The sequence below is a fragment of the Acidaminococcus sp. HCP3S3_G9_1 genome (assembly GCF_052122455.1).
GTDB lineage: Bacteria > Bacillota > Negativicutes > Acidaminococcales > Acidaminococcaceae > Acidaminococcus.
This window is the reverse complement of record NZ_JBQKCH010000020.1, coordinates 1-21,211: the sequence shown is the minus strand read 5'-3', so window position 1 is coordinate 21,211 and position 21,211 is coordinate 1. Positions and strand designations below refer to the sequence as shown.

The window sequence follows — 21,211 nt, the reverse complement described above, 5'->3', positions numbered from 1 at the left end:
CACTCCTTCCTACTCTGCATCAGACCCGTTGTCATCGCCGTTGTCGTGGGAATCATCCAGATTCATGTTCCCGATATCGGCAATCACGTCGAAGTCGCTGCCTTCCGGCTGGTCTTCGTCAGGGCTCAGTTCTTCTTCACTGGACTGGGCCGGGGTTTCTTCACCTACATTGGCTGCGGTATGGGGAGCCTTGTTGGCCATGTCCATATCCAGCTCTCTGGCGATGTCGCCCATTCCGATATCTTCGTCTTCATCATCCAGATCGATTTCGTCATCGTCTTCATCCAGTACCTGGATATCCAGACCGATGCTCTGCATTTCCTTCACCAGTACCTTGAAGGATTCAGGCACACCCGGTTCAGGGATGTTTTCGCCCTTCACGATGGCTTCGTAGGCTTTTACACGGCCCACCACGTCATCGGACTTGACAGTGAGGATTTCCTGCAGAGTGTAGGCAGCCCCGTAAGCTTCCAGGGCCCACACTTCCATTTCCCCGAATCTCTGGCCGCCGAACTGGGCTTTACCACCCAGAGGCTGCTGGGTAACCAGGGAGTACGGACCGGTGGAACGGGCATGGATCTTGTCCGCAACCAGATGGTGGAGTTTCAAGTAGTAGATGCAGCCTACGGTAACCGGGTTGTCGAAAGGTTCCCCGGTACGGCCGTCGTACAGAGTGGTCTTCCCGCTGGGATCCACACCAGCCAGCTTCAGGGTCTTTTCCATGTCGTCTTCCCGGGCGGAATCGAACACGGGCACAGCCACCGGCACTGCATGGTCCACGGTTTCCGGCATGCCGTATTTATCCACATCGTAGCCGGCTTCCTTCAGTTCGCCTGCCAGTTTGGGGTCTCCGGATTCGATCCGCATCCCCAGGGCGCAGGCAGCCCAGCCCAGATGGGCTTCCAGGATTTGCCCGATGTTCATACGGGAAGGTACGCCCAGAGGGTTCAGCACGATCTGGACCGGTTCCCCATTGGGCAGGAACGGCATGTCTTCCCGAGGCATGATCCGGGAAACAACACCCTTGTTCCCGTGACGGCCTGCCATCTTGTCCCCTTCACTGATCTTCCGTTTCTGGACAATATGGACGCGGACCTGTTTGCTTACGCCAGGGGGAAGTTCATCCCCGTTTTCACGGGTGAAGATCTGTACGCTGACGATGATCCCGGATTCCCCATGGGGTACCCGCAGGGAGCTGTCCCGGACTTCCCGTGCCTTTTCAGCAAAGATGGCCCGGATCAGCCGTTCTTCTGCGCTCAGTTCCGTTTCCCCTTTGGGGGTGACTTTCCCTACCAGGATATCCCCAGGGCGGACTTCCGCACCGATGCGGATGATCCCGTCTTCGTCCAGGTCCTTCAGGGCTTCTTCAGAAACGTTGGGGATGTCCCGGGTGATTTCTTCAGGCCCCAGTTTGGTATCCCGGGCGTCGCAGTTGTATTCTTCGATATGGATGGAGGTGAAGACATCTTCCTTCACCAGGTCTTCGCTGAGGAGTACGGCGTCTTCGTAGTTGTAGCCTTCCCAGGGCATGTAGGCGGCAATGGCATTGCGGCCCAGAGCCAGTTCGCCATGGTCCGTAGCAGGACCGTCAGCCAGTACCTGGCCTTCTTCCACCTTGTCTCCCTTGAAGACGATGGGGCGCTGGTTCACGCAGGTGCTCTGGTTGGAGCGTTTGAATTTCAGCACGTTGTATTCATCGATGCCGGCACCGTCGGCCCGGGTCACGATGATCTTGTCGCCGCTGACGTATTTCACCGTCCCGGCATGTTTGGCCAGGATGCACACGCCGGAGTCCACGGCCACTTTGTATTCCATCCCGGTCCCTACTACAGGAGCCTTGGGGTTCAGCAGAGGCACAGCCTGACGCTGCATGTTGGCACCCATCAGAGCCCGGTTGGCGTCATCGTTTTCCAGGAAAGGAATCAGGGCTGCTGCAATGGACATAACCTGTTTCGGGGATACGTCCATGAAATCCACCCGGGTGGGAGGAATGGACAGCACGTCGTTCCGTTCCCGGCAGGTTACATGGCTGTTCACGAAGGACCCGTCATCGTTCAAAGGTTCGTTGGCCTGTGCCACGATGTAGTTGTCTTCTTCGTCGGCGGTCATGTAAACGATTTCGTTGGTAACCTTGCCGGTCTTCTTGTCCACTTTCCGATAAGGAGTTTCAATGAAGCCGTACCGGTTTACCACCCCGTAGGCGGCCAGAGACCCGATCAGACCGATGTTGGGGCCTTCAGGGGTTTCAATAGGACACATACGGCCGTAGTGGGAAACGTGCACGTCACGGACTTCGTAACCGGCTCTTTCCCGGGACAGACCGCCGGGCCCCAGAGCGGACAGACGGCGTTTATGGGTCAGTTCAGCCAGAGGGTTATTCTGGTCCATGAACTGGGACAGCTGGCTGCTGCCGAAGAATTCCTTCACAGCGGCCACCACAGGACGGATGTTAATCAGAGCCTGAGGCGTGATCACATCAGCATCCTGGAGAGTCATCCGTTCCCGGATCACCCGTTCCATACGGCTCAGGCCGATCCGGAACTGGTTCTGGAGCAGTTCCCCTACGCAGCGGACACGCCGGTTGCCCAGATGGTCGATGTCGTCCTTGCCTTCCATGCCGTCGATTACGTTCAGCAGGTACGCAAAGGAGGCGATTACATCAGCGGGAGTGATCACCCGTACGGATGCGTCGATGTCCTTGGTCACAATGATCCGTTCCGGTTTTTCCTGGTATTTCACCCAGACTTCCGCATAGCCCGGTTCGCTGTAAATGCCGCTTTGTTCGATTTTATCGATTTCATCGTCACCGATGATGGTGCCGGCCGGCAGGACCACTTCGCCCCGGGTTCCGTCGGGATTTTCGAAGGCAATGGGAGAAGTCAGTTCCTTGCCCAGCAGGCGCTGGCGCCAGCCCAGTTTCTTGTTGACCTTGTAACGGCCCACATTGGCCAGGTCATACCGCCGGTTGTCAGAGAAGATGTTCTTGATCAGCTGGGCGGCGTTTTCCAGGTTGGCCGGTTCGCCGGGACGCAGTTTCCGGTAGATTTCCAGCAGGGCATCTTCTTCGTTTTTGGTGGTATCCTTGGCCAGGGTAGCCATCAGGAAAGGATGTTCCCCGAAGGTCTGGATGATGTCGTCGTTGGTGGGCAGGCCCATTACACGGAGCAGTGCCGTAGCCGGCAGTTTCCGGGTCCGGTCCACACGGGCGTAGATAATGTCGTTCAGATCGGTTTCATATTCGATCCAGGCGCCCCGGTTGGGGATCACCGTGGTCCCGTAGAGGAATTTCCCCATGGGATCCATGTCCTTGGCGTAATAGACACCGGGAGACCGGACCAGCTGGCTGACGATGACACGTTCCGCCCCGTTGATCACAAAGGTGCCGGTATCGGTCATCAGAGGGAAATCCCCCATGAACACGGTGGATTCCTTGATTTCCCCGGTGTCCTTGTACAGCAGCCGTACATCCACGTTCAGAGGCGCCGCATAGGTGGCATCCTTTTCCTTGCAGGTTTCGATATCGTATTTGGGATCCCCGATGGTGAAGTTTTCAAAACTCAGTTCCAGGTTGTCCGTAAAATCCTTGATGGGAGAAACATCCTTGAAAACGTCGTGCAGCCCTTCTCTTATGAACCACTCATAAGATTTTCTCTGCAGGTCGATCAGATGCGGCATCTTCAGGACTTCTTTGATCCGAGCATAACTGTACCGGATGCGGTCGCCATTATGTACCGGCTTAAACATGTGGTCTCTCACTCCTTTTCTCTAGGCAGGTATTTCGAAGAAAGTACCAAGAAATCTATCACACAAAAAAAACAAGGCAGTCAACACAATCAAGATTGATCAGCCTTGTATCCTGCAATGTCTCTCAGTCAGCATTTCGTGCTCCTCTCCTCACTTGAGCGGGAACGCGATGTCCAACCACTGAGCACTCGCGAAACCTATATAATCCTGCTTTAGCAAACTTCATGGACAATAATTATACCATAATATAAGGGCTATCGCCAAATTTATTTATGATTTTTTTGTGAAACTTTTTTAATGGAATTTTTTCCCGTCCCGGATCAGTTCCTTCCACTCCGGTCGGTCCAGGGCCAGCCGGATCACCGTCACCAGCCCGTAATTGGAATTGTACCGGTAGAAAATCAGGAACCGGCCGGCCCCGAAGCACCGGACTCCTTCCAGGTCCAGGAGGGAATCCCGGGCATTGGCCGCCAGTTTGGGGAAGGCTTCCACTTCCTTCAGCACCCGGTCCAGGACTGCCATTTCCTCCCGGCTGCAGCTGCTTTCAGCCGCCTTCCGGTCCCGGAGGGCTTCCCGGGTGAATGCCAGATTTCCCCGGGCATCGGGCATGTCTTCCTGTTCCAGGCTTTTCAGGCCCCGGGCCGCAAAGTCCCGGACCTGTTCCCGCAGGGCTTCCTCCATGTTCTCCCGTCCTTCCATGAAAAAAAGGGCTGCCGCAATGCGGCAGCCCTTCTGGTCTTTAAGCTTCGGCTTCCACCGGGTAAACGCTGATGGTACGGCGGCCTTTGCCCCATCTTTCAAAAGCAACCTTGCCGGCCACTTTCGCATAGATGGTGTAGTCCTTGCCCATGCCAACGTTCTGGCCCATATGGAAACGGGTGCCGCGCTGACGGACGATGATGGAACCTGCGGTTACCAGCTGACCGTCATGGGCTTTGGTCCCCATGCGCTGTGCGTTGGAATCACGGCCGTTGTGGGTAGAACCGGACCCTTTCTTATGAGCGTGTAATTGAAGGATTAATTCGAACACGATGTTCACCTCCTGTGTTCCTTGATCATGAGATAATCCTGGGAATAGGTCTTCTGCAGATGGCGCAGGCCGCAGACCATGGTCTTCAGCACTGCATCCGTCTTCGCATCAGGCTCATCCACCAGTCTTACAGCCAGGCTGCCGTCTTCCTGGTCAATGGAGTAGTCCACCTTCCGATGGAGGACTTCATTGAGGCCATTGGCGGCCACCTGAGTATTCAGCGATACAGCATAGCACACTTCGTCGAACCCATCCGGGCTGTACTCCGCATGCCCCGATACCCTGTACCGTCTGATTCTGCCACGGCTGTTGTAGTAAATGTCTACGGCAATCATGGCTTAGGCTTCGATAGAAGTGATTTCAACCTGGGTGAACGGCTGACGATGACCCTGACGTTTCCGATAGTTGGATTTAGCTCTGTATTTGAAAACAAAGATCTTATCAGCTTTGCCCTGTTTGGCAACCTTGGCGGTTACCTTGGCGCCGGCTACGGTAGGAGCCCCTACTTTCACATCGCCATCGTTGACAACAGTCAGAACTTCGTCAAAAACGACTTCCTGGCCTTCTTCAACGTTCAGTTTTTCAACGTTCAGTACATCGCCTTCGCTGACGCGGTACTGTTTGCCACCTGTACGGATAATAGCGTACATATTCTGCACCTCCCTCATTCCAAGACTCGCCGAATACGGTAACTCCTTCCGGAGTTTTTGGGAACCTCTCCGGGCGGTAGTGCTAAATTCACATTCAGCCTTGATAGTTTACTACAAAACGGAAAAAAACGCAAGTTTTTTCCCGTTTCTCCCCGTTTTTTCCGGGGAAATTTCCTGTTTTTCCTGTATTCCTCAGAAAGGAAACATGCTATAATTATTAGATTGCAAACTGCAGAAAGGTCGTGAGAATCAAAGATGAAAGAAATGATTCGTCTGGTTGGAATCACCAAGGAATTTGAAAACAACCTGATCATCCCTACCCTGAACCTGACAATCTATGACGGGGAATTCGTGACCCTTCTAGGCCCTTCCGGCTGTGGGAAAACCACCATGCTGCGCATGATCGCCGGTCTGGAGACGCCTACGGCGGGCCATATTTTTTTGGACAACGAAGACGTAACCCGTCTGGCTCCCTATAAACGAAACGTGAATATGGTGTTCCAGCACTATGCCCTGTTCCCTCATATGACCGTGGAGGAAAATATCCGCTTCGGGCTGATGATGAAGAAAGTCCCTCAGAAAGAACAGCAGAAACGGGTGTCCGAAGTGCTCCAGCTGACTCAACTGGAAGAGCTGCGCTACCGCCGGCCCCAGCAGATGAGCGGCGGTCAGCAGCAGCGGGTGGCCATTGCCCGCGCCCTGGTGAACAACCCCAAAGTGCTCCTTTTGGACGAACCATTGGGTGCCCTGGACTACAAGCTCCGGAAAACCATGCAGCTGGAACTGAAGAACCTCCAGCAGCGGCTGGGCATCACCTTCATCTATGTGACCCATGACCAGGAGGAAGCTCTCACCATGAGCGACCGGGTCATCATCGTCAACGGCGGGAAGATCGAACAGGACGATCCCCCGGCCCGGATCTACCAGTATCCCCGGAGCCGGTTTGCCGCCAGTTTCATCGGGGAGAACAACTTCTTCCCGGTGCCCGGGGATGACAGCCGTCTCCTTTCCGTCCGGCCCCAGTTCATCAATGTCCGGAGCCTGGAAGAAGCCGCAGCTGCCGGAACCCAGCCTGCCCACACCGGCACGGTGGAACAGATCCAGTTCTGCGGCACCCTGGACAAGCTGTTCATCCGGCTGGATTCCACCCGGGAAATCATCACTGCCTACCAATATTATGATGAATACCGGAAATGGGAAGTGGATGACCGGGTGGCCATCAGCTGGGACGCCAAAGACGGCGTCCAGGTGACGAAATGAAGCGGGGGAAACTGCTGGTGCTGCCGGCCATGGGGTGGCTGACCCTGTTCTTTGCCCTGCCCCTTTTGATCGTGGTGGGCGTATCTTTTGCCTCCCGCACAGCCTACGGACAGGTGGTGTTCCAGTGGACCCTGACCAACTATACCCGGTTCCTGGAACCTCTGTACCTGATGATTTTCGTCTCCACCCTGGCCACGGCGCTCATCACCACTCTGTTCACCTTTGCCATGGGCTATCCGGTGGCCTATACCATCGCCATGGTGCTGCCCAAAAAATGGCAGCAGGCCGGGATCATCCTGGTAATGATCCCCTTCTGGATCAACTTCCTGATCCGTTCCTATTCCTGGGTGATCATCCTCCGGGCCCAGGGGCTGGTGAACACCTTCCTCCTCCACCTGGGAGTGATCCAGGTACCCATGACCCTGCTCTACAACAACTATGCCGTGATGCTGGGAATGGTCTACGCCCTGCTGCCCTTTATGGTACTGCCCATCTACGTTTCTCTGGAACAGATGGACAAGCGGCTGCTGGAAGCCGCCAGTGACCTGGGGGCCGCTCCCTTCACCGCTTTTCGTAAGATCACCCTGCCTCTCACCCTGCCGGGGGTGGCCGCTGGTTCCATCCTGGTGTTCATTTCCTCCCTGGGGATGTTCGTGGTGCCGGACATTATGGGAGGTGCCAAAAGCGCCCTGATGGGAAACGTGATCCAGAACCAGTTCCTGGCTGCCCGGGACTGGCCTTTCGGATCCGCCCTGTCCATTATCCTGGCGCTGCTCTCCCTGGTGATGATTGCCCTGTACTACAAAGCCCTGGAAGCCCAGAAAGGAGGGAAGTCCCATGCAGAAAAGCTGGCGTAACGCCACCCTCCTGTCCTATTCCCTGGCCATCCTGGCCTTTTTGTACCTGCCCCTTCTGATCCTGTCCCTGTACTCTTTCAACGATTCCCGGATCAATGCGGTGTGGACAGGGTTCACCCTGAAATGGTACGCATCCCTGCTCCAGAATGACCGGGTGCTGGAAGCCCTGGAAAACAGCCTGCTCATCGCCTCCATCACCACAGTGGTCACCACCGTCATGGGAACCCTGGCGGCCCTGGCCCTCCACCGGTACCAGTACAAATGCAAATTTCTCATCAACAGCCTGCTGTACCTGCCCATCCTGATCCCGGAAATCGTCATGGGGCTGTCCCTGCTGGTGCTGTTCTCCCAGACCGGGATCCCCCTGGGGAAAACCACCCTGATCATCGCCCACATCACCTTCTGCCTCTCCTTTGTGATCATCACCGTGGGAGCCCGGCTGGAAGGCTGCCGGCAGGACCTGGAAGAAGCGGCCAGCGATCTGTATGCCACTCCCTGGCAGGCCTTCCGGTATATAACCTTCCCCATGATCCTGCCCGGGGTGGTGGCCGGTGCCCTGATGGCCTTCACCCTGTCCATCGACGATTTCGTGATCAGCTTCTTTGTGGCCGGGCCCAATTCCACCACCCTGCCCCTGTACATTTACGCCATGGTCAAACGGGGGATTTCTCCCCAGATCAACGCCCTGTCCACCTGCATGATGCTGGTCACCGTCTCCCTGGTGGTGATTTCCCAGCTGCTGCAGAAAAAGGGCTACCATTCTTCCCGAAAGGACTGATGCTGCGTGAAAAAACTTTCCTGGCTCCTGGTCCTGTGTCTGGTGCCCCTGGTGCTTGCTCTTACCGGCTGCAGCAGTGAAAAAAAGCCCGCCGATGACGGGAAACAGGTGCTGAACATTTTCAGCTGGGCGGACAATTTCGACCCGGACATGATCAAAGCCTTTGAACAAAAATATAACTGCAGGGTGAACTACGACGTGTTCGCCAACAACGAGGAGCTTCTGGCCAAACTCCAGGCCGGGGGCGCCCAGTACGATCTGATCCAGCCTTCCGACTATATGGTGTCCACCATGATCAAACTGAACATGCTGGAAAAGCTGGATAAGGACGCCATCCCCAATACCCGGAACATGATGGACACCCTCCAGCATCCCCAGTTCGATCCTAAGGGAGACTATTCCGTGGTCTACACCTGGGGTATGACCGGAATCGTCTACAACAAGAAATACATCAAAACCCCGCCCACCTCCTGGAACGATCTGTGGGATCCCGCCTACAAGGGCCGGGTAATCCTGCTCAACGACAGCCGGGAAGTGTTCGGCATGGCCCTGAAGAAGAACGGCTGGTCCAACAACTCCACGGATCCCGCCCAGCTGGCCAAGGCTTTCCAGGATTTGAAGGCCCTGGCCCCCGATGTGCTGGCTTACGATACGGACAGCCTGAAGCAGAAATTCATTGCCGAAGAAGGCTGGATCGGCACCATGTGGTCCGGGGATGCCTCCTTCAGCTACCGGGAGAACCCCAACCTGGGGTTCGTGATCCCCAAGGAAGGGACCCTGGTGTGGGCGGATACCCTGGCCATTCCCAAAGGGGCCAAACACAAGGAACTGGCGGAGAAATTCATCAACTTCCTGTTTGATCCGGAGGTCAGTGCCAAAAACTACGAAGCCATCGGCTACAACGATCCCAACAGCAATGCCCGGAAGTACCATTCCAAAGAATACCTGGCAGACCCCATGCTGAACACCGCCATCACCCACCTGAAAGAGGGCGAATGGCTCCACGACCTGGGGGACGGGATCACCCTGTATGACAAGTACTGGACAGAACTGAAAACGATACGGTAAAGGAAAAGGGACTGTGAAAAAATGAGAAATCATTTTTTCACAGTCCCTTTTTGTCACGTGCCGCTTATGCGGCACCTATTATTTTGCCTGTTCTTTCTGGCTGTTCTGTACCTGTTTCACTTCCACAGGGATCAGGTTCAGGCCCTGGAGTTCGGCTTTTTTGCCTTTGACGCTGAACACGAAGGTCATCTGCACATTGGGAGCCTTTTTGGCATCGCCGATATACACCAGACGGTCTGCGTCAGCAAATTTGTCCAGACGGACCAGTTTCAGATTGCTGATGCCACCCAGCTGTTCCGTTACACCTTTTTTCATGTTGTCCAGTGCGGCAGCGTTGAAGTTCTTCTGGAGAGCCGGAGAGAAACCGGTGGACACTTCCGCCAGCTGGCCTTTCCCCTGGATCAGTTTGATGACATTGCTGGTAGTAGTTTCTTCCTGAGCCAGCAGGTCGCTGGCCGGGCTGGCAAAGCCCAGGCTGGCCATACCCAGAGACAGGACTGCCGTCAGCATCAGAATGATTTTTTTCATGTTGGATCCAACCCTTCTTTTTATCAGATATTGTCTTTTTCGATCCGTTCCATGGCTTCTTTGGTGCCTTCGTGAGTACCGAAAGCACTGAGCCGCAGATACCCTTCGCCCATGGTGCCGAAACCGGCACCGGGGGTCCCTACAATGGCCAGGTCGTTCAGCAGGTGGTCAAAATATTCCCAGCTGCCCATGCCATTGGGGCACTTCATCCATACATAGGGAGAATACACGCCCCCATAGTATTTGTAGCCCTTCTTGTCGAAGGTTTCCATCATCATCCGGGCGTTTTCCCGGTAGTAGGCCAGCATATCCCCGCATTCCTTTTCGCCCACAGGAGACATGGCAGCTTCCGCCCCTCTTTGGACAATGTAGTTCACACCGTTGAACTTGGTGGTCTGCCGGCGGAGCCACATTTTGTTCAGGCTCATTTCCTTCCCTTCCGGAGATTTCCGGGTCAGCTGGAGAGGCACCACCGTGTAGCCGCAGCGGGTACCGGTGAACCCTGCAGTCTTGGAGAAGGAGCAGAATTCAATGGCGCAATCCTTGGCGCCAGGGATGGTGTAGATGCTCCGGGGCATATCCGGGTTGGTGATGAAGGCTTCGTAAGCCGCATCATACAGGATGATGGCGTCGTTCTTCAGAGCGTAGTCCACCCATTCCTTCAGCTGTTCCTTGTTGTAGGCAGCCCCGGTGGGGTTGTTGGGGGAACACAGATAGATGATGTCCGCCTTCACAGCCGGATCCGGCATGGGCAGGAAGTCGTTTTCCGGAGTCCCGTTCATGTACAGGATCTTCCGGTCCCGCATCACGTTGGTGTCCACATATACCGGGTACACCGGATCCGGAACCAGGATCACATTGCTGTCATCGAACAGGTCAGTGATGTTTCCGCAGTCGCTTTTGGCCCCGTCGCTGACGAAGATTTCCTTGGTTTCCAGCTGGACCCCGTGACGGGCATAGTATTTGGCAATGGCTTCGTGAAGGAATTCATAACCCTGTTCGGGACCATAGCCCCGGAAGGTTTCCTTGTGGCCCATTTCCTGGACGGCCTTGGTCATGGCTTCCACCACAGAAGGAGCCAGGGGCAGGGTAACATCCCCGATGCCCATTTTAATGAGCTTTTTTTCCGGATGGGCTTCGGTAAAAGCCTTCACCCGTGCAGCAATATCCGAAAACAGATAGCTTTCCTTTAACTTCGCAAAATTCCCATTCACTAACGCCATATCTGACTCTCCTTTAATGCAAAAGAATGTATTCCTCTTAGGAACCTTTATTTATTGTAAAGTAGCCCTGGAGGAAAGTCAATTATTTCAAACTTTCTTCCAAAATTTCTTCCGGAATTTCGATTTCCCCCTCATAAACCGTTACCGCCGGTCCCTTCAGGGTCATCAGGTCCCCTTCCCCGGTACGGACCTGGAGCAGGCCCCCTTTGGCTTCCACCTTCAGGAATTCATTCCGTCTGCCGGCTTTGCCCAGGGCCACGCAGGCATACCCTACGGCACATGCGCCGGTACCGCAGGCCCAGGTTTCCCCGCTGCCCCGTTCCCACACCCGGAACTTCACATAGTTTTCATCCACCACCTGGACAAATTCCACATTGGTCCGCTCCGGGAAAAGAGGCGAAGTCTCGATGACCCGGCCTACCGCTTCCACCGGTACCGTTTCCACGTCCTCCACAAAGGTGACAAAATGGGGGTTCCCCATGGAAACGGCAGTGCCTTGGACGGTGATTTCCGTTCCGTCCGAACGGGTGAAGGTCACCGGCTGGTCCACACAGGTTTCTCCGGGCCAGTCCATGGGAATGGCGGCCACCCGGGTCTCCGCTTTACCCATATCCACTTCCGCCAGGACCACCTTCCCGTTTTCCACGGTCATGTGGATGGTCTTGATGCCCCCCAGGGTATCCAGGGTGATGGTATCCTTGTGGGTGAGCCCTTTGTCATAGACATATTTGGCAATGCATCGGGACCCGTTCCCGCACATTTTCCCTTCGGAAGCATCCGCATTGAACATCCGCATCCGGAAATCCGCCTTGTCCGACGGACAGATGCAGATCAGTCCATCAGAACCGATGCCGAACCGCCGGCGGCTCACATATTCAGAGATTTTCCCCGGATTTGGCAGCATCCGGTCCATGCAGTCCACATAAACATAGTCGTTGCCGCAGCCGTGCATTTTGGTAAATTTCATTTTCATGGAGTCTTCCCCCTCATTTTCGCTTGATTTCTTATTATATCATGAAAGTTTTTCTGCTGCACTTGTCCCCAAAAATTAAACAATAAGGCCTGCGTCTTAGGATGAAAAGTGAAGGTTACCTGAAAGTACCTTCTTTCTCTTTTATTTTAGTTATGTTAAACTAACTTAAGACAAAGGAGGTCGTTCTATTATGTTCAAAAAAAAATTACTGACCCTTTCCCTGGGCTTGCTGCTGTGCGGGATAGTATCGGGGACGGCCGGTGCTGCTCCCCAGTTCAAGAACAACAAGGAACTGGCTGCCTATTTCTGGGACCAGATCTTCAACGAGCATCACACAGCCGTTATTGACGAACTGACAGGAGATACCTATATCCAGCACAGTCCCGGATTCAAAGATGGAAAGCAGGCCTTCAAGGAGGGCATTGCCGGTTTCCTGAAAGAGTTTCCGGAAAGCACCGCAGAGATCAAGCATCTGGGGGCGGACGGAGATTTGGTATTCATCCATAACCACATTAAACTGAACGCCAAGGACCGTGGCCAGGCCGCCGTAGATATCTTCCGGGTCGAAAACGGGAAGATCGTGGAACACTGGGACGTAATCCAGGATATTCCGGAAAAAGCGGAAAACACCAACACCATGTTTTAAAAAAAGCTGTTGCCTGAGAGAGAAATGAGCTGACCCCCAATTGTTAGACCAAAAATCTAACAATTGGGGGTCAGTTTTTTATGGCAAAACACAGCTATGAATTTAAGAAAAAAATGGTACTGGAATATTTGAACAGTGACGAAGGGTGTATTTCTATTTCACGTAAATATGGGATGACAAGCAGTAGCCAGCTGCTAAAGTGGGTTGCTGCTTACAAGGCATTTGGAGATAATGGACTGAAGAGATCCCGCTCTCAAAAAATATACTCTTTCAAAGAAAAACTTTCTGTGGTAGAGTCTTACTTAACAAATGAAATCTCATATCAGGAACTGGCAATTCAAGTAGGAATCAATAATCCATCCATGATTGCCAGATGGGTCAACGAATTCAAGATTGCGGGGCCGGAAGCGTTACGGTCACATAAAAAAGGCAGGAAGATAACTTTGAACAAATCTAAAACCAAAAAAACAGATCCCCAGGTTCAGCAGCCGATGGTCGACATCAGTGTGGAACATGTCCAGGAGTTAGAGGATGAAAATCTTAAACTCCGTATAGAGAATGCTTTTTTAAAAGAACTGAGGAGACTGCGTTTAGAGGACGAAGCAAAAATGAGAGAGTTGCGAAAATCATCTCCAGTCTCCGAAGATCATTCAAATTGAAAGACCTTCTTTCCTATACTCAAATGCCTAAAGCGACTTATATGTACTGGCAGAAACGGTTTGACCGCGTGAATCCAGACCAGGAAGTAGAGGACAAAATACAGGAAATCCGCAGCCAGCATAAAGATTATGGATATCGGCGCATGACCGGTGAGCTGAAGAATCAAGGGATTTGCGTGAACAAGAAGAAAGTTCAACGTATCATGCAGAAACTGAGCCTTCAGGTAACATCCTTTACCCGGAAAAGCCGTAAATACAGTTCCTATAGGGGTAAGGTAGGGACCATTGCTCCGAATAGAATACATCGTCGTTTTGAGACGAATATCCCACATCAGAAGATTACGACCGATACTTCAGAATTCAAATATTATGAAGTAGATACACAGGGACATCTGACCCTGCACAAGCTTTATCTGGATCCTTTCCTGGACATGTTCGATGATGAAATCATCAGCTATGGAATAGCCAAACGTCCTTCGGCTGAAAGCATACTGGAAGCTTAAGCTGAAGCAATCGAAATTACTGCTGATTGTCCATATCGAAGAACGTTTCACTCTGATCAGGGCTGGGCATACCAAATGAAGTCCTATACCAGGAAACTAAAAAAAGAACGAATTTTTCAGAGCATGTCTCGAAAGGGTAACTGTCATGATAACGCTGTAATGGAGAACTTCTTCGGTTTAATGAAGCAGGAAATGTATTATGGAGTGATCTACTACAGCTACGAAGAACTAAAAGCCGCTATTGAACGATACATCAAATATTATAATGAGCAAAGAATCAAGGAAAAACTGGGCTGGAAAAGTCCTGTTCAATACAGGCTTTCTTTGCAGGCAGCATAAAAAAGTAACGAGACAGTAAAAACCATCTCGTTACTAAGGTCTAACTTTTTGGGGTCACATCAAAATCACCAGGCAACAGCCTTTTTTATGCCAGCCAGCGCCCCACCCAATGGTTGATCTGCTCCATAACCTGGATGAGCTGTTCTCCTTCCGAAGAAAGACGGTATTCCACCATTCCGGCAGGATCATCCTGCTCCTGCCGTTCCACCAGATGATTCCGTTCCAGGCCCCGGAGATTTTCCGTAAGGACTTTGGCGCTGATGCCCGTCAGGGTCCGTTGGAGTTCCCGGAAATGGCTGGGATGGTCGGCCAGAGCCAGCAGCAGATCAGTACGCCATTTTCCCTTCAGGACTGCCAGAAAACAATCAAAGGGGCAGTCATAGGTCTTTCCGTCAAATTGAGCCACCTGATTTCCTCCATTCTCTTCACTCTTCACTTTTCCCAATAGTCACCGTATCCACCAGGGTCCCGTCGGGCAGGAAGCACTGGATCCGGAGCTGGTCTTCCTGTTTTTCCAGTACCAGGTAGTTGTCCGTTTCCGGCTGGGGGGCCAGGGTCACATCCAGGGCATGGCGCTTCCAGAGGCTGGGATACCGCACGTCTCCAGCCACGCCGGTAATGATGTAAGAAGGTCCGTGATCTGCCCGCTGGAAATCGTAGATCCTTCCCCGATTCCGATAGGTATGGAGATGGGCACTGAGCACCAGGTCCACCCCGTACCGATCAAAGAGGGGCATCCATTCCCGTCCTTCCGGAGAGAACCCTTCCGCCCGGTCCCGTCCCGGCCGGGTTGCCGGATCAAAGGCATACTGGAGGGGGTCCTTGTGCATCAGCACAATATTCCATTTGCCCTGGTTCCGTGCCATATCTTCCTGGAACCAGGCCTCCTGGTCCCGGGCCAGATCCGGTTCCCATTCCTTCAGTTCCTCGTTCTGGGTGTTCAGCACCACAAAATGCACATCCCCCACGGTAAAGGAATAGAACTGGTTCCGGTATTTTTCCCGTCCGTTATCCGGCAGGGCGAACCGGTGGAGATACCCTTCCGGCATCCGCACCTTCCAGTTCAGGTCGTAGGTTTCATGGTTCCCCATCAGAGGCGCCACCGGGATTTTTTCCGCCATGGGTTCCACCACCCCGAACCAGGCGTTCCACTGGCTGCTGTCTTCCCCGTTGTCCACCAGGTCACCCATGTTCACAAAGAAACTGGCGTCCGGGTTCCGCTGCCAGGCAGGCTGGGCGGCAGCCTTCCACACGCTGTAATCCGCCGACTGGGAATCCGGGAAGATCAGGGCCTTGAAGGTATTGCCGGCAAAGGCTTTCAGAGGCATCCACTCCGTGGCCTTCTTTCCCGCCCGGATCCGGTACTCATAGGCCTGTCCCGGTTCCAGCTGTTCCAGCCGGGCCGTATAAATCCAGGTGTCCTTGCCTCCGTCCGTGAATTTTTCTTCTTTCACCGAAGCGGCTGTCAGGGAACTTTCTCCGGCCTTCCGGTATTCCAGCACCGGTTCTTCTTTCACCGGATAATCCGACTGCCACTGGATCACCCGGCTCCGGGAGGGATCCGCCGTCATCACCTGCCGGATGTTCCGGGCCTCCACCTGGTCCAACAGATCATAATGGATGGCCGCTCCCCGGGCCTGGTCCACTTTTCCCAGGGCCCAGGTCCGGAACCAGGGAGAAAAATGCCAGACACCGGCCACCAGGGCCACCGCCAGCGCCAGGAACCCCATAAGGATCCGGCTCTTTTTTATGGAAACGTTCTTCTTCACCGCACTTTTCACTCCTTTAGTTTTGTACTTGCCTGTCTATAGCATAAAAGAATGGCCGCCACAATACAAATACTTTATGGTCATGGGATTTTATACGAAAACAGTATACTGACCAAAAGAATAAAAAGCAACAAGGAAGCAGTATCCTCTTCCTGCATCTTGACACTTCTGGAGAAAAGCTCTATACTGCAGATAACAGATTTAAATTTATCAATATGAAAGGAGGCTGTCAGATGGAAAATCTTGCTTTTAAAGCCCGTTTGTTCAAGGCCCTGGGCGATGAAAACCGGCTCCACATCCTGGAACTGCTCCAGGGCGGGGAACGGTGTGCCTGCGTACTGCTGGAAAATCTCCATCTGTCCCAGCCCACCCTTTCCCATCATATGAAGATTCTGTGTGACGCAGGGCTGGTCATCGGCCGGAAAGAAGGCAAATGGGTCTACTATACCCTGAACCGGGAAACAGCCCGGGAACTGGAAGCCCTGATCCGGGAACTGTTCCGGGAAACCCCGTCCTTCAAGCCGGCGGACTGCAGCTGTCCCAGATGCCCGTAAAATTTTTTGCGTTATTAAATTGATAAATTTCAATCTATAAATTTATTTTTGGAGAGGAAGCTATTATGGAAAGAAAACAGGTACAGATTTTTGAACAGGCCATGTGCTGCCCTACAGGACTTTGCGGTCCCTCCATCGATCCGGAACTGCTGCGGATTTCCGCCGTACTGGACACCCTGGAAAAACACGGTATCCTGGTGGAACGGTACAATCTGAGCAATGCGCCCCTCAAATTCATTCAGACCCCGGCGGCAGCGGAATTCCTGCAGCACCATGGGCCGGAGGAACTGCCCCTGATCCTGGCAGATGGAAAGCTCTGGATGGCCGGCCGTTACCCCACCAATGAAGAATTCGCCCGGATGCTGGATTTTGATCCGTCCCTGTTGGACGAAGCCTCTGCCCAACAGGACAGCAGAGCGGAAGAAACCGGTTCCTGCTGCTGCGGCGACAGTGAAGAACCGGCTGCCGAATCCTCCTCCTCCTGCTGCGGAGAAAAAGAAAACAGCGGGGATTCCAGTCCCTGCTGCGGTTCCGGTTCTTCCAGCTGCTGTCAGTAAAGAAGGAGGCCCCTTATGGAACTGTATGATCCTTTTGCCGCCATCCGGACCCAGTATGTGTTCTTTACCGGCAAAGGCGGGGTGGGAAAGACTTCCACAGCCTGTGCCACAGCGGTGGCCCTGGCCGATGCCGGTCAGAAGGTGCTGCTGGTCAGTACGGACCCGGCCTCCAATCTCCAGGACATCTTTTCTCTGGAACTGGAAGAAAGGCCAACCCCCATTCCCGGTGTCCCCGGCCTGGAAGCAGCCAACCTGGATCCGGTAAAGGCCGCAGCCGCCTACCGGGAAAGCGTGGTGGGCCCCTACCGGGGGCTTTTGCCGGAAGCCGCCCTGCGGAACATGGAAGAACAGCTGTCCGGCTGCTGTACCATCGAAATCGCCGCCTTCAATGCCTTTACGGATTTCCTTACGGATCCGGAAACCGCAGCGGCCTATGACAAGATCCTTTTTGATACGGCCCCTACCGGCCATACCCTGCGGATGCTCCAACTGCCTTCTGCCTGGAGCCAGTTCATCAGCACCAGTACCCATGGTGCCTCCTGTCTGGGACAGCTGTCCGGTCTGGAAAGCCGGAAAGCCCTGTACCGGCAGGCCGTGGAAACCCTGGCGGACCCTGGCCGCACCACCCTGCTCCTGGTAGCCCGTCCTGACCGGCCCCCGCTGCTGGAAGCGGACCGGGCCTCCCGGGAACTTGCCAAACTGGGCATCGGCAGCCAGCAGCTGATCATCAACGTACTGCTGGAAAAAACCGATGACCCGGTCACCGGGGAACTTTTTGCCAAACAGCAGGCAGCTCTGGAAGAAATGCCCCAATGTCTGAAAGAACTGCCCTGCTGGCAGATTCCCTTCCGGAGCTACAATGTTACCGGCCTGGACCATGTCCGGGCTCTCCTGAAGGGAGAAGTTGCCCCTGCCGCCAGCCGGGAACAGCAGGCTCCCGTCCATACCCTCCAGGAGGTGGCAGAAGATCTGGAGCAGCACCATCGGAAGGTTATCTTCACCATGGGCAAAGGCGGCGTGGGGAAAACCACCGTGGCTGCATCCCTGGCTCTCCGGCTGGCTCAGAAGGGGCACCAGGTGCTGCTGACCACCACCGACCCGGCCGGCCATCTCCAGGAAATCCTGAAACAGACGGACCGGATCCAGCTGTGTCAGATCGACGAACAGGACGAGCTCCGCCGGTATCAGCAGGAAGTCCTGGACCAGGCCCGGAAAAACGGACTGAAGGAAGGAGACCTGGCTTACATCGAAGAAGACCTCCGTTCCCCCTGCACCCAGGAAATCGCCGTGTTCCGGGCCTTTGCAGAAATCGTTGCCCGGGCCGGGGACCGGATCGTCATCATCGACACCGCCCCTACTGGCCATACCCTGCTGCTCCTGGAATCCACGGAAAACTACGACCGGGAGATCCGCCGGACCCGGGGCAGTGTCCCTCCTGCCGTCCAGCAGCTGCTGCCCAGGCTGAAGGGGCCGGAGACGGAAGTAGTAATCGTCACCCTGCCGGAAGCCACTCCGGTGTATGAAGCCCTGCGTCTGGAAGAGGATCTGAAACGGACCCGGCTGTGCAGCCGTTGGTGGATCATCAACCGTTGCTTCAGCCAGACTGCCGCCCAAAGCCCTCTGCTGAAGGCCAAAGCGGACCGGGAGATTCCCTGGATCAACCAGGTGGCAGCCCACTCCGGCGGCCATGCAGCGGTGATTTCCTGGAAGCAGTCGGAAATCAAAGGAAAGGTGCTTGAAACCCTATGAACCGAAAACCTGTTGTTGCTTTTCTCTGTATCCAAAACTCCTGCCGGAGCCAGATGGCCGAAGCCTTTGGCCGTCACCTGGCAGAAGATGTGTTTGTCAGCCGTTCTGCCGGCACCTGCCCGGCGGACCGGATCAATCCCTCTGTTCAGCGGCTGATGCAGGACCTGTACGGGATCGACATGGAAAAAGAAGGCCAGTTCCCCAAAAAGCTGGAAGCCCTCCCGACGGTGGACATGGTGGTCACCATGGGCTGCGGGGTCCGCTGTCCGGTACTGCCTGGGGTGAAGGCCCTGGCCTGGGAAATCCCTGACCCGGCCGGGAAACCGGATCCGGAGTTCCGGTCCATTATGAAAACCATCCGGGCCCAGGTACTGGCCCTCCGGGATCAGCTGAAAGGAGTGGCCGCAAAATGACGGACGTCAAAAATCCGGGCATCAGCCCGTTCCAGCGGTATCTTTCCCTGTGGGTTTTCCTTTGTATGGCGGCCGGTGTACTGGTGGGCCATTTCCTGCCGGCGGTTCCCCGGTTCCTGGACCGGATGCAGATTGACGGGATTTCCATTCCCATTGCCATCCTGATCTGGATCATGATCTACCCCATGATGATGAAGGTGGATTTCCAGAGCATCCGGGAAGTGGGCCGGCATCCCAAGGGACTTTTTGTCACCTGGGTCACCAACTGGCTGATCAAACCCTTTACCATGTACGGCCTGGCCGCCTTCTTCTTTTATCAGGTGTTCCAGGCTTTCATTCCCCGGGACCTGGCTACCCAGTATCTGGCAGGAGCCGTACTCCTGGGGGCCGCTCCCTGCACTGCCATGGTCTTTGTCTGGAGTACTCTGACCAAGGGAGATCCGGCCTATACGGTGGTCCAGGTGGCTACCAATGATCTGATCATCCTGGTGGCCTTCGTGCCCATTGTCAAATATCTGCTTGGCGTATCCCATGTAACGGTGCCCTACAGTGTGCTGTTCCTGAGCATCTTCCTGTTTGTGGTGATTCCCCTGGCGGGAGGGATCCTGACCCGGATCACAGTGATCCGCCGGAAAGGGGAAACCTATTTCAACCAGGTCTTTGTCCACAAATTCGATCAGGCCACCACCTGGGGCCTGCTGCTGACCCTGTGCATCATCTTCAGTTCCCAAGCCCAGGTGATTCTCTCCAATCCCTTCCATATCCTGCTGATTGCCATTCCCCTGGTGCTCCAGACCTATCTGATCTTTGCCATTGCCTATGGAGCCAGCAATCTTCTCCACCTGCCCCACAGCATTGCGGCCCCGGCTGGCATGATCGGTGCCTCCAACTTCTTTGAACTGGCCGTAGCCGTGGCCATTGCCCTGTTCGGAGTCACCAGCCCCGCCGCCCTGGCCACCACCGTCGGTGTCCTGACGGAAGTGCCGGTGATGCTGAGCCTGGTGAAGATAGCCAATAGAAAATAAGAGGGGTGTTGCACGTTATGTGCAACACCCCTGCCTCATGAGCCGCATAGCGGCTCGGTCTCGAGTCTCGAGACCTGAAGAAGGGGCTGTTGCGAACGCAGCAGCCCCTTTTTTATTTCGTCAATTCCGTCAATGTCCCGGCGATGATCCGGGCCACCTTGGCAGTACTTTCCAGTTCCACCGATTCATCGGCGCTGTGGATGGCGTGAGTATTGGGCCCCACGCTGACCAGATCCAGTTTGGGATTGGCCTTATAGAAGAAACCGGTTTCCAGGCCTCCGTGCATGGCCACAATCTTGGGTTTCCGTCCCATGACTTCATTGATTTTGAATAAAAAAAATAGGCGGCCGGGAAGGGCGGGTCTCCGGCACGCCCCTACCACGTTTTTGTCGGGCTATAGAGCCAGTGGTCCCAGGAACGGATCCATCGACAATCCCGTTCCTGTGGTTTCCGTTGCAATCAATGACCCCAACGATGTAGGGGCTCGCCGCAGGCAAGCCCGTCCCGGCCGCCCAAAGGGCCGCAACTTCAAAAGCAGATGCCCCCGCATCTGGTATCTATCCGCCGCTGCTTCAGGTCTCGGGTCTCGAGTCATGAGTCTCGGGCCACTGGATAGAACCTGTCCTTCGGCCAGTTTCTTCTTATTGTATATAACCGTAGGGGGCGCAGGCTCGGCGCCCCGCAAAATGCGCAGATAATCGACGTTTTGGCGGGCTGCCCGGCGTGCAGCCCCTACGGTACCGATTTACACGTTCAAAAATTTGCCTCTAAATTTTGGTTCTATAATAAATGTTGGGGTCTTGTGGACACTCCTGTTCACAAGACCCCTTGTCTTACGATAAAATAAAGACATATCTAAGCTACATTTCACCTCAACCACCACGAA

At 54.5% G+C, this 21,211-nt stretch carries 21 protein-coding genes and 1 pseudogene; 11 read left to right on the top strand and 11 right to left on the bottom strand.

The window, feature by feature from the left end; genetic code table 11:
• Nucleotides 1–9: 9 nt before the first annotated feature.
• From rpoB to rplU, 5 genes are all read right to left on the bottom strand, one after another.
• A complete protein-coding gene (rpoB, locus tag ACTQY1_RS10510; protein WP_288311020.1) occupies nucleotides 10–3,744 on the bottom strand; it encodes a DNA-directed RNA polymerase subunit beta in 3,735 nt (1,244 codons plus the stop codon).
• 294 nt (nucleotides 3,745–4,038) lie between these two features.
• The gene (locus ACTQY1_RS10505; RefSeq protein ID WP_022487150.1) at nucleotides 4,039–4,425 is read right to left on the bottom strand and encodes a hypothetical protein; all 387 of its coding nucleotides are present in this window, start codon (nucleotides 4,423–4,425) and stop codon (nucleotides 4,039–4,041) included.
• Between the two features lie 58 nt (nucleotides 4,426–4,483).
• Nucleotides 4,484–4,774, bottom strand: a complete 291-nt coding sequence (gene rpmA, locus ACTQY1_RS10500; RefSeq protein WP_441374177.1) for a 50S ribosomal protein L27 — start codon at nucleotides 4,772–4,774, stop codon at nucleotides 4,484–4,486.
• A gap of 5 nt (nucleotides 4,775–4,779) precedes the next feature.
• A complete protein-coding gene (locus tag ACTQY1_RS10495; RefSeq protein ID WP_022487149.1) occupies nucleotides 4,780–5,109 on the bottom strand; it encodes a ribosomal-processing cysteine protease Prp in 330 nt (109 codons plus the stop codon).
• Nucleotides 5,110–5,112: 3 nt separating this feature from the next.
• Nucleotides 5,113–5,424, bottom strand: a complete 312-nt coding sequence (gene rplU, locus ACTQY1_RS10490) for a 50S ribosomal protein L21 (RefSeq protein ID WP_012937735.1) — start codon at nucleotides 5,422–5,424, stop codon at nucleotides 5,113–5,115.
• A 255-nt stretch (nucleotides 5,425–5,679) separates the two neighbouring features.
• On the opposite strand from rplU, the gene ACTQY1_RS10485 reads away from it, so the two are divergent.
• Genes ACTQY1_RS10485 through ACTQY1_RS10470 form a run of 4 tightly spaced genes read left to right on the top strand, consistent with a single transcriptional unit; the run spans nucleotide 5,680 to nucleotide 9,387 of the window.
• Nucleotides 5,680–6,684, top strand: a complete 1,005-nt coding sequence (locus ACTQY1_RS10485) for an ABC transporter ATP-binding protein (RefSeq protein WP_308664488.1) — start codon at nucleotides 5,680–5,682, stop codon at nucleotides 6,682–6,684.
• On the top strand, nucleotides 6,681–7,541 hold the full coding sequence (locus tag ACTQY1_RS10480; protein ID WP_022487147.1) for an ABC transporter permease: 861 nt from the start codon (nucleotides 6,681–6,683) through the stop codon (nucleotides 7,539–7,541). Before ACTQY1_RS10485 ends, ACTQY1_RS10480 begins: the two co-directional genes overlap by 4 nt.
• On the top strand, nucleotides 7,522–8,319 hold the full coding sequence (locus ACTQY1_RS10475; protein WP_022487146.1) for an ABC transporter permease: 798 nt from the start codon (nucleotides 7,522–7,524) through the stop codon (nucleotides 8,317–8,319). Before ACTQY1_RS10480 ends, ACTQY1_RS10475 begins: the two co-directional genes overlap by 20 nt.
• Before the next feature lie 6 nt (nucleotides 8,320–8,325).
• Nucleotides 8,326–9,387: a polyamine ABC transporter substrate-binding protein gene (locus tag ACTQY1_RS10470; protein ID WP_022487145.1), complete on the top strand. Its 1,062-nt coding sequence runs from the start codon at nucleotides 8,326–8,328 to the stop codon at nucleotides 9,385–9,387.
• Between the two features lie 78 nt (nucleotides 9,388–9,465).
• Here the strand turns inward: ACTQY1_RS10470 and ACTQY1_RS10465 are convergent, their stop codons facing one another.
• From ACTQY1_RS10465 to dapF, 3 genes are all read right to left on the bottom strand, one after another.
• A complete protein-coding gene (locus ACTQY1_RS10465; protein WP_022487144.1) occupies nucleotides 9,466–9,915 on the bottom strand; it encodes a hypothetical protein in 450 nt (149 codons plus the stop codon).
• A 23-nt stretch (nucleotides 9,916–9,938) separates the two neighbouring features.
• The gene (locus ACTQY1_RS10460; protein ID WP_022487143.1) at nucleotides 9,939–11,138 is read right to left on the bottom strand and encodes an LL-diaminopimelate aminotransferase; all 1,200 of its coding nucleotides are present in this window, start codon (nucleotides 11,136–11,138) and stop codon (nucleotides 9,939–9,941) included.
• Nucleotides 11,139–11,220: 82 nt separating this feature from the next.
• Nucleotides 11,221–12,105: a diaminopimelate epimerase gene (gene dapF, locus ACTQY1_RS10455; protein WP_353844373.1), complete on the bottom strand. Its 885-nt coding sequence runs from the start codon at nucleotides 12,103–12,105 to the stop codon at nucleotides 11,221–11,223.
• Nucleotides 12,106–12,301: 196 nt separating this feature from the next.
• Here dapF and ACTQY1_RS10450 point away from each other — a divergent pair, with 196 nt between their 5' ends.
• Together ACTQY1_RS10450 and ACTQY1_RS10445 are read left to right on the top strand one after the other, a co-directional pair.
• Nucleotides 12,302–12,757 carry a nuclear transport factor 2 family protein gene (locus ACTQY1_RS10450; RefSeq protein WP_022487141.1) on the top strand — a complete coding sequence of 152 codons (456 nt, stop codon included), beginning with the start codon at nucleotides 12,302–12,304 and terminating at the stop codon, nucleotides 12,755–12,757.
• An 80-nt stretch (nucleotides 12,758–12,837) separates the two neighbouring features.
• Nucleotides 12,838–14,258: pseudogene (locus tag ACTQY1_RS10445) on the top strand (IS3 family transposase).
• Nucleotides 14,259–14,343: 85 nt separating this feature from the next.
• On the opposite strand, the gene ACTQY1_RS10440 reads toward ACTQY1_RS10445, so the two are convergent.
• Nucleotides 14,344–14,664 carry a winged helix-turn-helix transcriptional regulator gene (locus tag ACTQY1_RS10440; RefSeq protein ID WP_022487140.1) on the bottom strand — a complete coding sequence of 107 codons (321 nt, stop codon included), beginning with the start codon at nucleotides 14,662–14,664 and terminating at the stop codon, nucleotides 14,344–14,346.
• Between the two features lie 19 nt (nucleotides 14,665–14,683).
• Nucleotides 14,684–16,027 carry a metallophosphoesterase family protein gene (locus ACTQY1_RS10435; protein WP_308664492.1) on the bottom strand — a complete coding sequence of 448 codons (1,344 nt, stop codon included), beginning with the start codon at nucleotides 16,025–16,027 and terminating at the stop codon, nucleotides 14,684–14,686.
• A gap of 233 nt (nucleotides 16,028–16,260) precedes the next feature.
• On the opposite strand from ACTQY1_RS10435, the gene ACTQY1_RS10430 reads away from it, so the two are divergent.
• The 5 genes from ACTQY1_RS10430 (at nucleotide 16,261) to arsB (ending at nucleotide 20,325) form a co-directional block, all read left to right on the top strand.
• Nucleotides 16,261–16,581 carry an ArsR/SmtB family transcription factor gene (locus ACTQY1_RS10430; protein WP_154488680.1) on the top strand — a complete coding sequence of 107 codons (321 nt, stop codon included), beginning with the start codon at nucleotides 16,261–16,263 and terminating at the stop codon, nucleotides 16,579–16,581.
• Nucleotides 16,582–16,646: 65 nt separating this feature from the next.
• Nucleotides 16,647–17,138 (top strand): arsenite efflux transporter metallochaperone ArsD, encoded by a 492-nt coding sequence (gene arsD / locus ACTQY1_RS10425; RefSeq protein ID WP_154488679.1) that lies wholly within the window; start codon nucleotides 16,647–16,649, stop codon nucleotides 17,136–17,138.
• A gap of 15 nt (nucleotides 17,139–17,153) precedes the next feature.
• Nucleotides 17,154–18,887 carry an arsenical pump-driving ATPase gene (gene arsA, locus ACTQY1_RS10420; RefSeq protein WP_441374176.1) on the top strand — a complete coding sequence of 578 codons (1,734 nt, stop codon included), beginning with the start codon at nucleotides 17,154–17,156 and terminating at the stop codon, nucleotides 18,885–18,887.
• On the top strand, nucleotides 18,884–19,300 hold the full coding sequence (locus ACTQY1_RS10415) for an arsenate reductase ArsC (RefSeq protein ID WP_154488677.1): 417 nt from the start codon (nucleotides 18,884–18,886) through the stop codon (nucleotides 19,298–19,300). Before arsA ends, ACTQY1_RS10415 begins: the two co-directional genes overlap by 4 nt.
• On the top strand, nucleotides 19,297–20,325 hold the full coding sequence (gene arsB, locus ACTQY1_RS10410; RefSeq protein ID WP_154488676.1) for an ACR3 family arsenite efflux transporter: 1,029 nt from the start codon (nucleotides 19,297–19,299) through the stop codon (nucleotides 20,323–20,325). Before ACTQY1_RS10415 ends, arsB begins: the two co-directional genes overlap by 4 nt.
• 112 nt (nucleotides 20,326–20,437) lie before the next feature.
• On the opposite strand, the gene ACTQY1_RS10405 is transcribed toward arsB, so the two are convergent.
• The gene (locus ACTQY1_RS10405) at nucleotides 20,438–20,638 is read right to left on the bottom strand and encodes a hypothetical protein (protein WP_154488675.1); all 201 of its coding nucleotides are present in this window, start codon (nucleotides 20,636–20,638) and stop codon (nucleotides 20,438–20,440) included.
• Nucleotides 20,639–21,211: the final 573 nt, after the last annotated feature.

What these genes read in the sequence shown, in the direction of transcription:
- dapF (WP_353844373.1), bottom strand. Translation starts at nt 12,105, where the DNA reads ATGAAATTTACCAAAATGCACGGCTGCGGCAACGACTATGTTTATGTG.
- rpoB (WP_288311020.1), bottom strand. Translation starts at nt 3,744, where the DNA reads ATGTTTAAGCCGGTACATAATGGCGACCGCATCCGGTACAGTTATGCT.
- ACTQY1_RS10460 (WP_022487143.1), bottom strand. Translation starts at nt 11,138, where the DNA reads ATGGCGTTAGTGAATGGGAATTTTGCGAAGTTAAAGGAAAGCTATCTG.
- ACTQY1_RS10405 (WP_154488675.1), bottom strand. Translation starts at nt 20,638, where the DNA reads ATGGGACGGAAACCCAAGATTGTGGCCATGCACGGAGGCCTGGAAACC.
- ACTQY1_RS10485 (WP_308664488.1), top strand. Translation starts at nt 5,680, where the DNA reads ATGAAAGAAATGATTCGTCTGGTTGGAATCACCAAGGAATTTGAAAAC.
- arsD (WP_154488679.1), top strand. Translation starts at nt 16,647, where the DNA reads ATGGAAAGAAAACAGGTACAGATTTTTGAACAGGCCATGTGCTGCCCT.
- ACTQY1_RS10495 (WP_022487149.1), bottom strand. Translation starts at nt 5,109, where the DNA reads ATGATTGCCGTAGACATTTACTACAACAGCCGTGGCAGAATCAGACGG.
- ACTQY1_RS10480 (WP_022487147.1), top strand. Translation starts at nt 6,681, where the DNA reads ATGAAGCGGGGGAAACTGCTGGTGCTGCCGGCCATGGGGTGGCTGACC.
- ACTQY1_RS10415 (WP_154488677.1), top strand. Translation starts at nt 18,884, where the DNA reads ATGAACCGAAAACCTGTTGTTGCTTTTCTCTGTATCCAAAACTCCTGC.
- ACTQY1_RS10465 (WP_022487144.1), bottom strand. Translation starts at nt 9,915, where the DNA reads ATGAAAAAAATCATTCTGATGCTGACGGCAGTCCTGTCTCTGGGTATG.
- ACTQY1_RS10475 (WP_022487146.1), top strand. Translation starts at nt 7,522, where the DNA reads ATGCAGAAAAGCTGGCGTAACGCCACCCTCCTGTCCTATTCCCTGGCC.
- ACTQY1_RS10450 (WP_022487141.1), top strand. Translation starts at nt 12,302, where the DNA reads ATGTTCAAAAAAAAATTACTGACCCTTTCCCTGGGCTTGCTGCTGTGC.
- rplU (WP_012937735.1), bottom strand. Translation starts at nt 5,424, where the DNA reads ATGTACGCTATTATCCGTACAGGTGGCAAACAGTACCGCGTCAGCGAA.
- ACTQY1_RS10430 (WP_154488680.1), top strand. Translation starts at nt 16,261, where the DNA reads ATGGAAAATCTTGCTTTTAAAGCCCGTTTGTTCAAGGCCCTGGGCGAT.
- arsA (WP_441374176.1), top strand. Translation starts at nt 17,154, where the DNA reads ATGGAACTGTATGATCCTTTTGCCGCCATCCGGACCCAGTATGTGTTC.
- ACTQY1_RS10505 (WP_022487150.1), bottom strand. Translation starts at nt 4,425, where the DNA reads ATGGAGGAAGCCCTGCGGGAACAGGTCCGGGACTTTGCGGCCCGGGGC.
- arsB (WP_154488676.1), top strand. Translation starts at nt 19,297, where the DNA reads ATGACGGACGTCAAAAATCCGGGCATCAGCCCGTTCCAGCGGTATCTT.